Annotated in this window: 13 protein-coding genes; 8 read left to right on the forward strand and 5 right to left on the reverse strand. The window is 74.4% G+C overall.

From position 1 onward, the window contains the following. The first annotated feature begins 140 nt into the window (after positions 1–140). The gene (locus PIR53_10370) at positions 141–1,085 is read left to right on the forward strand and encodes a hypothetical protein (protein WZH54375.1); all 945 of its coding nucleotides are present in this window, start codon (positions 141–143) and stop codon (positions 1,083–1,085) included. Here PIR53_10370 and phoU read toward each other — a convergent pair. Then, complete coding sequence (gene phoU / locus PIR53_10375) at positions 1,072–1,725, reverse strand: phosphate signaling complex protein PhoU (GenBank protein ID WZH54376.1); 654 nt, start codon at positions 1,723–1,725, stop codon at positions 1,072–1,074. The two genes, PIR53_10370 and phoU, sit on opposite strands and share 14 nt — an antisense overlap. Positions 1,726–1,847: 122 nt before the next feature. On the opposite strand from phoU, the gene PIR53_10380 reads away from it, so the two are divergent. The 3 genes from PIR53_10380 (at position 1,848) to PIR53_10390 (ending at position 4,893) form a co-directional block, all read left to right on the forward strand. After that, positions 1,848–3,110: an ATP-binding protein gene (locus PIR53_10380; protein ID WZH54377.1), complete on the forward strand. Its 1,263-nt coding sequence runs from the start codon at positions 1,848–1,850 to the stop codon at positions 3,108–3,110. Beyond that, entirely contained in the window at positions 3,107–3,784 is a 678-nt protein-coding gene (locus PIR53_10385; GenBank protein WZH50435.1) for a response regulator transcription factor, read from the forward strand. Before PIR53_10380 ends, PIR53_10385 begins: the two co-directional genes overlap by 4 nt. Positions 3,785–3,906: 122 nt before the next feature. Further along, the gene (locus PIR53_10390) at positions 3,907–4,893 is read left to right on the forward strand and encodes a DMT family transporter (protein WZH50436.1); all 987 of its coding nucleotides are present in this window, start codon (positions 3,907–3,909) and stop codon (positions 4,891–4,893) included. A gap of 432 nt (positions 4,894–5,325) precedes the next feature. Here the strand turns inward: PIR53_10390 and PIR53_10395 are convergent, their stop codons facing one another. Together PIR53_10395 and mshA are read right to left on the reverse strand one after the other, a co-directional pair. Beyond that, positions 5,326–5,880, reverse strand: a complete 555-nt coding sequence (locus PIR53_10395) for a YbjN domain-containing protein (GenBank protein ID WZH50437.1) — start codon at positions 5,878–5,880, stop codon at positions 5,326–5,328. Beyond that, positions 5,877–7,139, reverse strand: coding sequence for a D-inositol-3-phosphate glycosyltransferase (gene mshA / locus PIR53_10400; GenBank protein WZH50438.1), 1,263 nt, complete (start codon positions 7,137–7,139; stop codon positions 5,877–5,879). Before mshA ends, PIR53_10395 begins: the two co-directional genes overlap by 4 nt. A gap of 143 nt (positions 7,140–7,282) precedes the next feature. On the opposite strand from mshA, the gene PIR53_10405 reads away from it, so the two are divergent. The 4 genes from PIR53_10405 to PIR53_10420 all read left to right on the forward strand — a co-directional run bounded on the left by PIR53_10405 (position 7,283) and on the right by PIR53_10420 (position 11,490). Continuing rightward, the gene (locus PIR53_10405) at positions 7,283–8,047 is read left to right on the forward strand and encodes an SDR family NAD(P)-dependent oxidoreductase (protein ID WZH50439.1); all 765 of its coding nucleotides are present in this window, start codon (positions 7,283–7,285) and stop codon (positions 8,045–8,047) included. 137 nt (positions 8,048–8,184) lie between these two features. Beyond that, a complete protein-coding gene (locus tag PIR53_10410) occupies positions 8,185–9,381 on the forward strand; it encodes an iron-containing alcohol dehydrogenase (GenBank protein ID WZH50440.1) in 1,197 nt (398 codons plus the stop codon). A 13-nt stretch (positions 9,382–9,394) separates the two neighbouring features. After that, positions 9,395–10,813, forward strand: coding sequence for a histidine kinase (locus PIR53_10415; protein WZH50441.1), 1,419 nt, complete (start codon positions 9,395–9,397; stop codon positions 10,811–10,813). After that, entirely contained in the window at positions 10,810–11,490 is a 681-nt protein-coding gene (locus PIR53_10420; GenBank protein ID WZH50442.1) for a response regulator transcription factor, read from the forward strand. Before PIR53_10415 ends, PIR53_10420 begins: the two co-directional genes overlap by 4 nt. Positions 11,491–11,551: 61 nt before the next feature. Here PIR53_10420 and mftM read toward each other — a convergent pair whose 3' ends face one another. Together mftM and PIR53_10430 are read right to left on the reverse strand one after the other, a co-directional pair. Further along, positions 11,552–12,487, reverse strand: a complete 936-nt coding sequence (gene mftM, locus PIR53_10425; protein ID WZH50443.1) for a mycofactocin oligosaccharide methyltransferase MftM — start codon at positions 12,485–12,487, stop codon at positions 11,552–11,554. Continuing rightward, positions 12,484–14,025 (reverse strand): VWA domain-containing protein, encoded by a 1,542-nt coding sequence (locus tag PIR53_10430; GenBank protein ID WZH50444.1) that lies wholly within the window; start codon positions 14,023–14,025, stop codon positions 12,484–12,486. Before PIR53_10430 ends, mftM begins: the two co-directional genes overlap by 4 nt. Positions 14,026–14,027: the final 2 nt, after the last annotated feature.

Genomic DNA, 14,027 nt, shown 5'->3' on the forward strand with positions numbered 1-14,027 from the left:
CCACCACCACACAGCTGCACGACCGAAGGGCCCGGAACCATCCGGGCCCTTCGTCGTTCCCGGCGACCGGTGGCCGCACTACCCTGGGGCGTCCGAGGTCGTCGTACCCCGTCGGCGGCCGCCGACGTCGAGGAGAGGACGTGTCGCTGGCCGCCGTCGAGACCGATCCCCCCGAGGAGTTCGCGCCCGCCCTGCGGGCCGCGGTCGACGCGAGCGGGCTCGGCCTCGAGAGCATCCAGCGGCGACTCGCGCAGCGGGGCGTGCGCATCAGCGTCGCGACGCTGAGCTACTGGCAGACCGGGGCGCGCACCCCGGGCCGGCGCGCGTCGCTCGAGGTGGTCGCCCAGCTGGAGTGCCTGCTCGGGGTCCCGCGCGGCTCGCTGGTGGCCCTGGTGCCCCCGCCCCGTCCGCGGGGGCCGGTGCAGCGTCGTACCGACGAGGTCACCGTGCCGCGGTTCACCGAGCGGGAGGCCGTACGGCGCGTGACCGAAGCCGTCGAGAACCCCGACAGCCTGCTGCTGGGCCGCCTGTCGCACCACGACGACGTCGTCGTCGGAGCCGACCGCCGGCTGGCCGCGGCCCGCACCCGGATCGTGGGCCGGGCCGAGGCCGACGGGCTCACCGGCATGGGCATCACCCAGTTCCTCGACGACCGCACGGCCGGCACGCCGCGGCTCACCGTGCGGTCCGGCGGGCAGGTCGCCCACGAGGTGCTCGACGCGGACCACCGGGTGGTCGGGGTGGCACTGCGCTACGACGAGCCGCTGCAACGGGGCGACAGCGTGCTCATCGACTACGAGCTGACGACCGACGGGCCCGGCCCGCGGGACGCCTCGTACGACGCGAGCTGCAGCCTCGCGGTGCGGGAGTACGTGCTCAGCGTGCAGTTCGACCCCGACGACCTGCCGAGCCGGTGCGAGGCCTACCAGCTGCAGCGGGACGGCACCCCGGTGCGTCCGCGCCGGCGCCTCCGGCTCGACCGCCGGGGGCAGGCGCTGCTCGTCGCCCTGGACTGCCCGCCCGGGACGGTCGGCATGGCCTGGGAGTGGGACGCCCCGCCGGGCGAGCGGCTCAGCGAGCGCTGACCGGCTGCTCCCCCGTGACCACGAAGACGACGCGGTTGGCGACGGAGACGGCGTGGTCGGCGATCCGCTCGTAGTAGCGGCCCAGCAGGGCGAGGTCCACGGCCGCCTCGATCCCGTGGGGCCAGTCCTCCTTGAGCATCGCGGAGAACGTGTCGCGGCGCAACTGGTCCATCTCGTCGTCGATGAGCACGAGATCGGCCGCGGCGCTGGCGTCGCGGTTGGCGATGACGTCCTGCACGCGGGCGGTCATCGTCGTCGCCACGGTCGCCATGCGGCGCAGCGTCGGGCGCACCGACTCGGGCACGGCGATCTCGGGCACGCGCAGGCGCGCGATCTTGGCGACGTGCACGGCCAGGTCGCCCATCCGCTCGATCTCCGCGACCATGCGGAGGGCGGCGACGACGACGCGGAGGTCGCCTGCCACGGGGGCCTGGAGGGACAGCAGGGAGAACGCCTTCTCCTCGACGACCTCGCGCAGCAGGTCGATCTCGCGGTCGCCCGAGATCACGTCCTCGGCGACGGCGACGTCGCCCTCGAGCAGAGCGGTGGTCGCCTGGCCTACCGAGTGGCGGGCGAGGCCGGCCATCGTGGCCAGGTCGTCGAACAGCGCGTCGAGCTGTTCGTGGAAGAGTTCGCGCATGGGCCGGACGCTACGCGTCGGCGGCACCCCGCGGCGCCCCTGGCGTGAACGACCGGTGAACAGTCCCCTGCCGCGCGTCTTCGTGGTCGGGGGCACCGGAGAGCGCCACGTACGATCGGCGGGTGGACCCGACGACCCAGGCCTTCGTGGCGGCGCTGCTCGGCGCCCTCGTCGCGGGCTCGGCCGTCTTCGCCTGGCACGTCAGCGACCGGCTCCAGCGCTCCGCGCCGCCCGCGCAGGAGGCGCGGATGCCTCCCGGTGTCGCCAACGTGCTCTCGGTGCTCCGCAGCAGCGCGGTCGTCGTGGACGAGGACGGCACCGTCCTCAAGGCCTCCGCCCCGACGTACGCGCTCGGGCTCGTGCGCGGCCGTGAGCTCGTCGACCCGGTGCTGTGCTCGATGATCGACGACGTGCGGCGCGACGGGCAGATCCGTGAGCAGGAGATCTCGATGACGCGGCCGGGGTACCCGACCCGCACGGTCGTCGCGCGCGTCGCGCCCCTGCGGTCCCGCCTGGTGCTGGCGCTCATCGAGGACCGCACGCGCGAGCACCGCGTCGAGGCGGTACGGCGCGACTTCGTCGCCAACGTGAGCCACGAGCTCAAGACGCCCGTGGGGGCGATCCGCCTGCTGTCCGACGCCGTCGTCGAGGCGTCGGACGACCCGGAGGCGGTCGAGCGGTTCGCCATGCGCATGAAGAAGGAGAGCGAGCGGCTCTCCGTGCTCGTGCAGCAGATCATCGAGCTGTCCCGCCTCCAGGGCGACGACCCCCTCGAGCAGGCCGACCCGGTCTCGGTCCAGGACGTCATCGAGACCGCCATCGACACGAGCTCCATCGACGCCAGCGCCCGGTCGGTCACGCTGTCGGTGCAGTGCGACAGCGACCTCGTCGTGCTCGGCAACGAGGGCCAGATCGCGATGGCGGTCGGCAACCTGGTCAAGAACGCGGTCACCTACAGCCCCACCGGTGCGACCGTGGCCGTGACCGCCCGCAGCCTCGACTCCTTCGTGGAGATCGCCGTGACCGACCAGGGCATCGGCATCCCCGCCGCCGACATCGAGCGCATCTTCGAGCGCTTCTACCGCGTCGACCCCGCCCGGCACCGCTCGACCGGCGGCACGGGCCTCGGCCTGTCGATCGTCAAGCACATCGCCGCCGTGCACGGCGGCGAGGTGCGGGTGTGGTCGGTCGAGGGCCAGGGGTCCACGTTCCGCCTGCGCCTGCCCCGCAGCCACGACCTGCCCGACGAGGACGAGGCGCTGGTCGCGCCCTCGCCGTCGCGCGCCCCCGAAGAGCCCCGCGCGCTCGTGTCGACGACCCCGTCGACCGAGGCGCGCGCCACCCCCACGGCCCTCGCGGCCCAGCACCAGGAGGAACGCCCGTGACGCGGGTACTCGTCGTCGAGGACGAAGAGAGCTACAGCGATGCGCTCGCCTACATGCTCCGCAAGGAAGGGTTCGAGGTGGCCATCGCCGCCGACGGGAACACCGCGCTGACGGAGTTCGACCGCAACGGCGCCGACATCGTGCTCCTCGACCTCATGCTCCCCGGCATCCCCGGCACGGAGGTGTGCCGCCAGATCCGGCAGACCTCGAGCGTGCCGGTCATCATGGTCAGCGCGAAGGACGACGAGGTCGACAAGGTGGTCGGCCTCGAGCTCGGCGCCGACGACTACGTGACGAAGCCCTACTCGCCCCGCGAGCTGGTCGCGCGGATCCGCGCCGTGCTGCGCCGCGGCGCGGAGCCCGACCTCTCCCCCAGCACGCTGGAGGCCGGCCCCGTCCGCATGGACGTCGAGCGCCACGTCGTCACCGTCGACGGCAACGAGCAGCGGCTGCCGCTCAAGGAGTTCGAGCTCCTCGAGATGTTCCTCCGCAACCCGGGGCGCGTGCTGACCCGCGGGCAGCTCATCGACCGCGTCTGGGGCTCCGACTACGTCGGCGACACCAAGACGCTCGACGTGCACGTGAAGCGGCTGCGGGCCAAGCTGGAGCCGGACCCGAGCGAGCCGAAGTACCTGGTGACGGTGCGCGGGCTGGGCTACAAGCTCGACCTCTGAGGCTTCCCGGGGCTTCCCGGGGCTTCCCGGCGGGGTCGCCGGCGGGGTCGCGGCAGGGGTTCGACGGAGGCTGACGTGAAACTCGGTGCCGTCCTGTCGGTGCCGTGCCCTACGTTTCCCGGGTGACCACCTCGGCCCGCCGCTCCGCGCCCTCCGGCGCCGCCTCCTCGCCCGGCTCCCGGGGTCCGGCGGTGCCCTGGCTCCCCGCCGCGGCGGGGGCGCTCACCCTGGTGCTCTGGGCCTCCGCCTTCGTGGGCATCCGCCACCTCGGCAGCGACGTGCCGCCCGGCGCGCTGTCCCTCGGGCGGCTGCTGGTCGCGGCGATCGCGCTCGGGGCGCTGCTGCTCACGCGTCCGGCGGGCACGCGGCGGTGGCCGGCGCGGCGCCACGTGCCGCTCCTGCTGCTCTGCGGCGCCGCCTGGTTCGGCATCTACAACCTCGCGCTCAACGCGGCCGAACAGCGCATCGACGCGGGCACGGCGGCGCTCGTGGTGCAGGTCGGCCCGATCCTCGTCGCGCTCCTCGCGACCGTCTTCCTCGGCGAGCAGCTGCACCGGTGGCTCGTCATCGGCATGGGCGTCGGGTTCGCCGGCGTCGTCGTCATCGCGCAGGCCTCGTCCGGCCACGAGAGCGGTGACCTGACGGGCGTCGTGCTCGCCGTGGTCGCCGCCGCGACGTACGCGGTGGGGGTGCTGAGCCAGAAGCCCGTGCTGGGCTCCGCGGGCCCGCTCGAGACCACCTTCCTCGCCTGCGTCATCGGCGCCGTCGTGTGCCTCCCCTGGGCCGGCGAGCTCGTCGACGTGGCCGGCACGGCGTCGGTCGGCACCGTGCTGGGGGTGGTCTACCTCGGCCTGCTGCCGACGGCGGTGGCCTTCACGACGTGGGCCTACGCGCTGTCGCACACCGACGCGTCCAGGCTGGCGCTGACCACGTTCCTCGTGCCGTTCCTCGCGGCGGCCCTGGCGTGGCCGCTGCTCGACGAGGTGCCCCCGCTGCTCGCGTTCGTCGGCGGCACGCTGTGCATCGGCGGCGTGCTGCTCACCCGCCGACGCCCCCGCGCCGAGGTCGCGGCGCCGGTGCCGGACGCTGCCGGCGACGTGCGGGCGTAGCGCTCTCACACCCCGGGCCGCGGTGGGAGGCCACCACTTCCCGCAGGCCTGGCACCACGACCGGGTGGGAGTGTGCCGCGCCGGCTCAGGCAGGGGCCCGAACTGGGACGTTGGTACGTCGGCCACCCGGCCCGCGCCGTACCAACCGCACAATTCCGCGCGGCCGGGCCGAAGCCCGCGCCGCCCCACCCCGGGTCGCGGTGGGAGGCCACCACTTCCCGCAGGCCTGGCACCACGACCGGGTGGGAGCGTGTCGCGCGGGCTCGGACAGGGGCCCGAACTGGGACGTTGGTACGCCGGCCACCCGACTCGCGCCGTACCAACCGCACGATTCCGCGCGGCCGGGCCGAGCCCGCGCCGCCCCCACCCCGGGTCGCGGTGGGAGGCCACCACTTCCCGCAGGTCCGGCACCACGACCGGCGGAGGCAGGAGCTAGTTGGGGTTGCTCGCCCCGCCGGTGTCGAGGTCGCCTGCCTCGAGCCAGCCGCGGAACGCCTCGAGGTTGCGGGTCGACTCGCCGCGCTCGCGACGCCACTCCCACTCCTTGCGGATGGACGAGGCGAAGCCGAGCTCCAGGATCGTGTTGAACGACTCGTCGGCGTAGGTCAGCACCGAGCCCAGCAACCGGTCGAGGCCGGCGGGCGTCACGGCGTCGAGCGGGAGCCGGGCGTCGAGGTAGATGTCGCCGGTGCGGTCGATGGCGAACGCGACGGCGTACAGGCGGAGGTTGCGCTGCAGCAGCCAGCGGTAGACGCCCTCGTGGTTCTCGTCGGGGTTGCGGCACACGAAGGCGTGCACGCCGAGCGCGTGCCGTCCGACGTCGATCCGCACGGGGATGGTGAGCTTCCGCTCCCCCGGCAGCGACAGGGAGAACACACCGGGGCTGAGCTCCTCGTGCTCGACCTCCTCGGCGACCAGGTGCGCCCGCACCAGCTCGACGATGGGGTGCTCGACCTCGGGCTCGGGATGCTCGGGGCTGTCGGTCACGCGTGTCCTCCCGACGTCGTGGTGCGTAGGACGCGGCGGGCGTCCTCGTACGCCGCGAGCGTGGCCTCGGCGCTCCGCTCCCAGGCGAACCCGCGGGCGTGCTCCAGCGCCCCGGCCGACAGCGCGAGGCGCCGACGCTCGTCGCGCAGCAGGCCGCGGAGGGCGTGGGCCCAGTCGCCCGGCTCGTGGGTGTCGACGAGGAGACCGCTGCGCTCGTGGCGCACGGCCGTCACGAGACCGCCGACGCCGGCCGCGACGACCGGGGTGCCCGCCGCCTGCGCCTCGAGGGCGACGAGGCCGAACGACTCGTTGTGGGACGGGACGGCGACGAGGTCGGCTGCGGCGTACCACCACGCCAGCTCCGCCTGCGCGACCGGCGGGACGAAGCGGACGACGTCCTCGAGGCCCAGCGTGCGGACCAGCTCGGCGAGGGCCTCGGGGCGCTCGCGGCCGGAGCCCGAGGGGCCGCCCACGATCGGCACGACGAGGCGGTCGCGCAGCCCGGGATCCCGCTCGAGCAGCACCCCGACGGCGCGCACGAGCACGTCGGGGGCCTTGAGCGGCTGGATGCGGCCGGCGAACAGCACGACGAGCGCGTCGACCGGCAGGCCGAGCGCAGCCCGCACCGTCGGCCGGTGCTGGGGCCGGAAGCGCGCCAGGTCGACGCCCGGGTGGACGACACGGACGCGCTCGGGGGCCGCGCCGTACAGGCTCACGAGCTCGTCGGCCTCGCGGTCGGTGTTGGCGACGAGGAGGTCGGCGGCGTCGACCACCTGCTCCTCGCCGATGACGCGCATCGCCGGCTCGGGCTCGTCGCCCGCGGCGAGCGCGCTGTTCTTGACCTTGGCCATCGTGTGCATCGAGTGCACGAGCGGCACCGCCCAGCGGTCCCGCGCCAGGGCGCCGACCTGGCCGGAGAGCCAGTAGTGGGAGTGCACGACGTCGAAGTGGCCGAGCGGCGCGGCGGCCTCCTTGCGGAGCACCTCGCGCGCGAACGAGCACAGCTGAGCGGGGAGGTCGGCCTTGTCGATGCCCTCGTAGGGCCCCGCCACGAGGTGGCACACGCGCACGTTGTCGGCGACGTCGACCACGGGGGCGAGCCGCGAGGAGGTGGCCCGGGTCATCACGTCGACCTTGACCCCGAGGGCGCCGATGCGGCGGGCGAGCTCGAGGACGTACACGTTCATGCCGCCCGCGTCGCCCGTGCCCGGCTGGTCGAGCGGCGAGGTGTGGAGACTGATCATCGCGACGCGATCCATGCCGCCACCTCCGTCCTGTCGTTCCCCGCACGTGCGTCCCCGCGCGGGGGCCGTCCGCCATTGTCCACCTCCGGCCCAACCGCCCGGCACACGGCTGCTCCGGTGCCGGGCCGCCGCCGGGCCGGGGCTGCCAGACTGCGGGCATGAGCGTCGAGACCACCCCCCGCCCCCGTCGTACCGCCGTCGTCACCGGCGCGAGCAGCGGCATCGGTGCCGCCACCGCCCGCACCCTCGCGGCCTCCGGCTTCCGGGTCGTGTGCGCGGCCCGTCGCGCCGACCGCGTCGCCGCGCTGGCGGCGGAGATCGACGGCCTGGCCGTGGCGTGCGACGTCACCGACGCCGACCAGGTCGCCGCCCTCGCCGAGGCCGCCGGCGAGGTCGTGCACGTGCTCGTCAACAACGCCGGGGGCGCGTTCGGCAGCGACCCGGTCGAGAGCGCGGACGCGGAGCAGTGGAAGGCGATGTACGACGTCAACGTCATCGGCCTCCTCCGCGTCACCCAGGCGCTGCTGCCCGCCCTGCGGGCCAGCGGGGACGCCGTCATCGTCAACGTGGGGTCCACTGCCGGACGGGTGGCCTACGAGGGCGGGGGCGGCTACACGGCCGCGAAGCACGGGACGAAGGTGGTCACCGAGACGCTGCGGCTCGAGCTCGTCGCCGAGCCGATCCGCATCTCCGAGATCGCGCCCGGGATGGTGCACACCCCCGAGTTCTCCCTCGTGCGCTTCGGGGGCGACCAGGCGAGGGCGGACCAGGTGTACGCCGGCGTGCGCAACCCGCTCGTCGCCGAGGACGTCGCCGACGCGATCGCGTGGGTCGCGACGCGCCCCAGCCACGTCAACATCGACCAGCTCGTCATCCGGCCCCGCGCGCAGGCCGCGCAGCACAAGGTGCACCGCGAGGGCTGAGCCCGCCGGGGCCTGTCGGGGCCTACCCGCTCCCGCCCGGCCCGCCCGGTCCGACGGGCAACGTGGTTGCAACCTGCCTCGACGGAGGGTGTGGCCGGTGGAGTGACGCCGGTCACTCCACCGGCGAGGAGGACCCCGTGGCACCAGTCGGAGTGATCGAGCCCCCGTCGGTGGACTGCCGCAGCGCGGCGCTGGTCAAGTTCCACGCCCCGGAGATCGTGCTCGGCGTCGGCTCGCTCGCCGAGGCCGGCTTCGCCGCCGCCCGGCTCGGCGCGCGACGCCCGTTCGTCGTCACCGACCCCGGGATCCTCGCCGCCGGCTGGGTGGACGAGCTGCTCGGCCACCTGCGGGACGTGCGCCTGCGCCCCGTGGTCTTCCACGCGCTCACCCCGAACCCCAAGGACCACGAGGTCCGCGCCGCACACGACCTGTACGTCGCGAGCGGGGCCGACGTCATCATCGGCATCGGCGGCGGCTCGGTCATCGACGCCGCGAAGGGCGTCGCCATCCTCTCGGGCAACGGCGGCGACATCCTCGACTACGCCGGGGTGGACCGGGCCACGCGGCCGATCCCCCCGATGCTGATGATCCCCAGCACCTCGGGCAGCGGCGCCGACGTCAGCCAGTTCTGCATCGTCACCGACACCGCACGGTCGGTGAAGCTGACCATCATGGGTCGCGCGCTGGTGCCCGACATCTCGGTCACCGACCCGCGCCTGCTCGTCACCATGCCCGACGACCTCAACGCCGCGACCGGGCTGGACGCACTGACGCACGGCATCGAGTCGTTCGTCTCCCTCGCCCACAACCCGCTCGCCGACGTGCACGCGCTCAACGCCGTCGGGCTCGTCTGCCGCCACCTCCGTCGCACGCTGACCGACCCGACCGATACCGAGGCCCGGAGCCGGATGGCCCAGGCGAGCCTCGAGGCCGGACTGGCCTTCACCAACGCGATCCTGGGCGCGACCCACGCCATGAGCCACCAGGTCGGCGGCCTGCTCGACGCGCCGCACGGCGTCGTCAACGGCGTGCTGCTGCCCCACGTGATCCGCTACAACGCGCGGGCCGTGCCCGACCGGTTCGTCGACCTCGCCGGGGCCGCCGGGCTCGACGTCGACGACGCGGACGGCGAGAAGGCGGCGGAGCTCCTCGCCGAGCACGTGCGGCGCCTCGCCGACGACGTGGGGGTGCCCTCCGGGCTCGCCGCGCTCGGGGTCCGGGAGGGCGACGTCCCCGTGCTGGCCCGCACCACGCTCGACGACGCCTGCCTCACGACCAACCCGCGCCCCGCGACGGAGACCGACGTCCTCGACCTCTTCCGCGCGGCGCTCTAGGGCAGGCGGTGACGTGAGCCTCGACGTACCGGCCCCCGGGGCGCGGCCCGACCTCGCCACCCTGACGGGGGTGCGGTCGGGGAAGGGGTCGTACTACCGGGCCTACGTGCGCTCCGACGAGCGCACCCAGCGGGCCGTGCGCGCCATGGACTCGATCTCCCGCGCCCTGGTGCGCACGGTCGAGGGGCCGCGCGGGCTGCTCGAGGAGGTCGTGCGCGCGGCCGCCGCCCACCTCGAGGCCGAGTGGACGCTGCTCGCGGTCTCCGACGGGCACCTGCCCGGCGCCCGCCCCCGGTTCCTCGCCTGCTCCGGTGCCTCCGACGGCGCAGGGCTGCAGGTCGTCGACGACGAGACGCTGCTCCCCGCGTTCGTGCGGCGCGAGCTCGGCGCGGTCCGCGCCGGCCACGCCACGCGCACCGCGGACGACGGCCGGTGGGTGCGGGTGCCCATGTCGCTGGAGGGGCGCCACATCGGGGCGCTCGTCGGGCTGCACGGGCTCCCCGTCGAGCCCGAGCCCGGTGACCTGTCCGTGCTGCGGATCCTCGCCAACCAGGCGGCGGTGTCGCTGCACACCTCGGAGCAGTACCACGCAGGACTGGCGCTGCACCGGCGAGCACAGCGGCTGTACGACGAGGCGCAGGCCCAGCGCCGCGACCTCGAGGCCCGCACGGCCGAGCTCCGGCACGCCGAGCAGCGCCTCCTCGTGGCCCACCAGCGCGAGCTGGTCGACACCGAGCGGCACCGGATCGCGCGGGAGCTGCACGACTCCGTGACGCAGTTCGTGCTGTCGGCCGGCATGGCCGTCGAGGTCGCCCGCGGCGAGGCCGCGGCGCTCGGCGTGGAGCAGGTGGCCGCACCGCTGTCGACGGCGAAGGACCTCACGCGGGAGGCGGTCGACCAGCTGCGGCGGGCCATCTATGCACTGCACCGGCCCCACAGCGACACCGTCGCCACGCTCCCCGAGCTCCTCCACGAGCTGACCGCCCACCACCGGCCGCACCTCGCCGTGCAGATCCGCGTCGAGGGCCGGGTCTCGGAGCTGCCCGCCGACGCCGACCACGAGCTGGCCCGCGCCGTCGGCGAGGCGCTCTTCAACATCGTCAACCACGCACGCGCCACCCGGGCCGTCGTGCGCATCCGCTACCGGCCCGACCAGCTCCGCGTCACCGTGGCCGACGACGGCTGCGGCGACCCCGCCGAGCTGGCCCGGATGCTGCGGCTCGAGCGCGGCACGACCGCCGACGGTCGCCACCGCGGGCTCGCCAACATCGAGGCCCGCGTGGCCGACCTCGGCGGGACCCTCGCGTTCCGCCGGGCGCGGTTGGGCGGCGTACGCGTCGAGCTCACCGTGCCCCTGCCCATCGTCAGCCGCGGGTCGTCGCTCATCTCCGACCTCGTCGGCGCCGCACCCCCACGAGAGGAACCGTCATGACGCTCAGCCCACTGGACACCGCACCCGCGCGTGCGTCGGGGACCGTCGGGATCATGCTCGTCGACGACCACGCCATCGTGCGGCAGGGCCTGCGCTCGATCCTCGAGCGCGAGCCCGACCTGACGGTGCTCGGCGAGGCGTCCACGGCGGCCGAGGCGCTCGCCGTCGTGGCGCGGGTGCGGCCCGACATCGTGCTGCTCGACCTCAAGCTGTCGACGTCGTCGGACACCGAGGGGCTCGAGCTGTGCGCGCGTCTCGTGGCCGAGCACCCCGGGCTCGGCGTGCTGGTGCTGACGACGTTCCTCGACGACCAGCTGGTGCTGCGCGCGATCCGGGTCGGGGCGCGGGGCTACGTCGTCAAGGACGTCGACACGTCCGGGCTCATCCGCTCCATCCGGGACGTCAGCCGCGGCGGGAGCGCCTTCGACGCGCGGAGCGCCGCCGCGATGGTGCGGGGGCTGAACGCCCCGGAGTCGGTCGCGAACCAGCACCTGACCGAGCGCGAGCAGGAGGTGCTGCGGCTGCTCGCGCGAGGTCACTCGAACCGCGCGATCGGCGAGCGGCTCTACATCTCGGAGACGACCGCGAAGTTCCACGTCGGCAACATCCTGCGCAAGCTCGGCGTCTCCCGCCGCGCCGAGGCCGTGTACGAGGCGGGGAAGCTCGGGCTGCTCTGACGTCGCGCCGAGTTGGGGTGTTCGGTACGGCGCTCGCGTCGAACAACCCAGCTCGACGCGATCAGGCCACGTCGACGACCAGCCACCCGCCGTGGAGCTCGTGGACGTCGTGGGGGTGGCCGGTGGCGGCGCCCCAGGCGCGGAGGTCGTCCAGCGAGATCGTGCGCACGTGGCCCCACGTCTCCTCCGCCACGTCCTCGAGCGGCACCGCCACGACCACGCGACGCCGCGCGAGCCGCAGCGCCTCGGCGAGGATGCGCTGGCCGTGCTCGGCGTCGACGTGCTCGAGAAGGTGCAGGACGAGGACGGTGTCGACGGAGCGGTCCGCGCCGGGGTGGTGGGCGGCGTCGGCCGCGACCGTGTCGAGCCGTACGCCGCGACGCCGCGCCACCTCGCCGAGGAGGCGCACCGTGCCGGGCGCGACGTCCGAGGCGGTCACGGTGCGACCGGACGCGGCGAGCCGCAGCGGCAGGAACCCGAAGCAGCACCCCACCTCCAGCACGGAGCCCGGCGCGAGGAGGCGCTCGGCGTGGGCGTAGACCGGCGCGTACTCCGCGATCGTGCCGTGCCCGGAGCCGCCCGACCCGGGCGAGGTGTCGCGGCACCGGTCGAGCTGCGCGAGCGTGTTGCCGTAGAACAGGTCCCACGACGCCAGCGGGTCCGGGTGCATCGAGCGCACCACGCCGGTGAACACCCGCTCGAAGAGCCCGACCCCGCGCAGCCAGCCGGCCCCGAACAGCTCCGTCGCGACGAGTCCGGCGACGTCGTCGTCGATCTCGTGGGGGCCCAGCACGTGGTCGACGCGCACCTGGCGTCCGCCGCTGGCCGGCGTGAGGTCGAAGTGCGGCGTGCGCACGGTCGCCAACGCGCGGCGCGACCGGCGCTCCCCCACCGCGCGCACCTCGACGACGTCGTCCCGGTAGAGGCCGGCGACCGACGGCCGGAACGGGTCGAGCGGCGCCGGGGACAGGTCCGCGGGCGTCACCTGGGCGGTCATCGCGGGCGTCCCGTCGGCAGCAGCTCGGTGACCTTCTCGAGCCCCGCGAGGTTGCGCACGACCTGCACCCGCGAGCAGTGCTCGGCGTACGCCGGCAGGTCGCACCGCCCCAGGGCCCACGAGTAGCGCGGCTCCGGCGTCAGCCACACCGTCTCCCGCGCGCGCCGCGCGAGCTCGGCGAACGAGCCCAGGCCCGGATCACGGCCGTTGCTGCGGCCGTCGCCGAGCACCACCAGCGTCGTACGGCGCGTGATCGCCCCGCCGTGCGTCTCGAGGAACGCGTCGAACACGTTGCCGTAGTCGGAGTCAGCGTCGACGTCGAGCACGCCCCCGGCGGGCAGGCCGGAGAGCACCAGCGACAGCGCCTCCTCCGTGCGGTGCTCCGCGAACAGGTCGGTGGTCTCGACGATGTCGGAGACGAAGGCGAACGTGCGCACCGAGGCGGCCACGGCCTGCAGGCCGTGCACGAGGTGCAGGGTGAACCGCGCCGTCGAGCGCACCGACAGGGAGACGTCGCACAGCACCATCAGCCGGGGCCGGTCCTCGACCTTGGCGACGGTGACGGGACGGAACGGCACGCCGTCGTACTTCATGTTCGAGCGCATCGTGCGCCGCCCGTCGACGGTGCCGCGCGCAGAGGCGCGACGGCGCGGGCGGGGTGCCCCGTGCAGCGAGCGCAGGAGCCGTCGCAACGCCTCCTCGAGCGCCGCCCGCTCGGCCTCGTCGACCGTCTCCGCCTGCCGCGCCTCGATCTCCTTGCCCTCGAGCTCGACGTCCATCGCCATCAGGGCCTCGAGGTGCTGCTTGAGCTTCTCGGGCAGGGCGGCGAGGAACGGCGCCAGCGCCTCGCGCAGCGCCGCCAACGTGGCCGCCTGCTCGGGGTCGTCGGGCGGCTCCCCCGCCTCGGCCTCCGCCAGCCAGGAGAGCAGGGTGAGCTCCTCGGCCACGCTGAGCTCGGTCTCCAGGTGGAGGCCCGGGCTGCTGGCCAGCTCCCCCGGGTTCCCGGGGTTGTGCAGCCGTTGCGTCGAGATCTGCACGCGGGCGGCCTCGCCGATGGTGCCCTGCTTCTCGTTGGACAGGATGATCTCGTCGGTCATCGCGGCCATGTCGATCTTGTTGGCCTCCTGGTGCAGGTTGTACTGCTGCGCCAGGTCCTCCGGCTTGAAGAACTCCTTGATGTCCTTCGGCTTGTCGTGCGAGTGCCCGTCCTGCGGCAGGTCGCCGGGGGCCTCGGACAGCGTGAACTGCTCGAGCGTCCCCGTGTCCTCGAGGTCGTCGTGGGCGTGGGAGTGCCCGTGGCCGTCGGCCTCCGCGGCGAGCGCCCGCAGGCCGAAGAACCGGTCGAAGACCCGCTCGAAGGCCGGCAGGTCGCGCCGGTCCTTGACGAGGCACACGGCGAGGGCCGAGCGCAGCACCTCGCGGTCGTCGAGCACGCCGGGCGTGCTCACCGCGTGCATCGCGTCGATCGCCTCCGCGGTGCTGACCCGCACGCCGGACAGGCGTAGGAACCGGATGAAGCGGTGCAGGGCGCCTTCCATCG

The sequence above is a fragment of the Nocardioides alkalitolerans genome (assembly GCA_038184435.1).
GTDB classification, from domain to species: domain Bacteria; phylum Actinomycetota; class Actinomycetes; order Propionibacteriales; family Nocardioidaceae; genus Nocardioides; species Nocardioides alkalitolerans_A.

What these genes read in the sequence shown, in the direction of transcription:
- phoU (WZH54376.1), bottom strand. Translation starts at nt 1,725, where the DNA reads ATGCGCGAACTCTTCCACGAACAGCTCGACGCGCTGTTCGACGACCTG.
- mshA (WZH50438.1), bottom strand. Translation starts at nt 7,139, where the DNA reads ATGGATCGCGTCGCGATGATCAGTCTCCACACCTCGCCGCTCGACCAG.
- PIR53_10405 (WZH50439.1), top strand. Translation starts at nt 7,283, where the DNA reads ATGAGCGTCGAGACCACCCCCCGCCCCCGTCGTACCGCCGTCGTCACC.
- PIR53_10420 (WZH50442.1), top strand. Translation starts at nt 10,810, where the DNA reads ATGACGCTCAGCCCACTGGACACCGCACCCGCGCGTGCGTCGGGGACC.
- mftM (WZH50443.1), bottom strand. Translation starts at nt 12,487, where the DNA reads ATGACCGCCCAGGTGACGCCCGCGGACCTGTCCCCGGCGCCGCTCGAC.
- PIR53_10430 (WZH50444.1), bottom strand. Translation starts at nt 14,025, where the DNA reads ATGGAAGGCGCCCTGCACCGCTTCATCCGGTTCCTACGCCTGTCCGGC.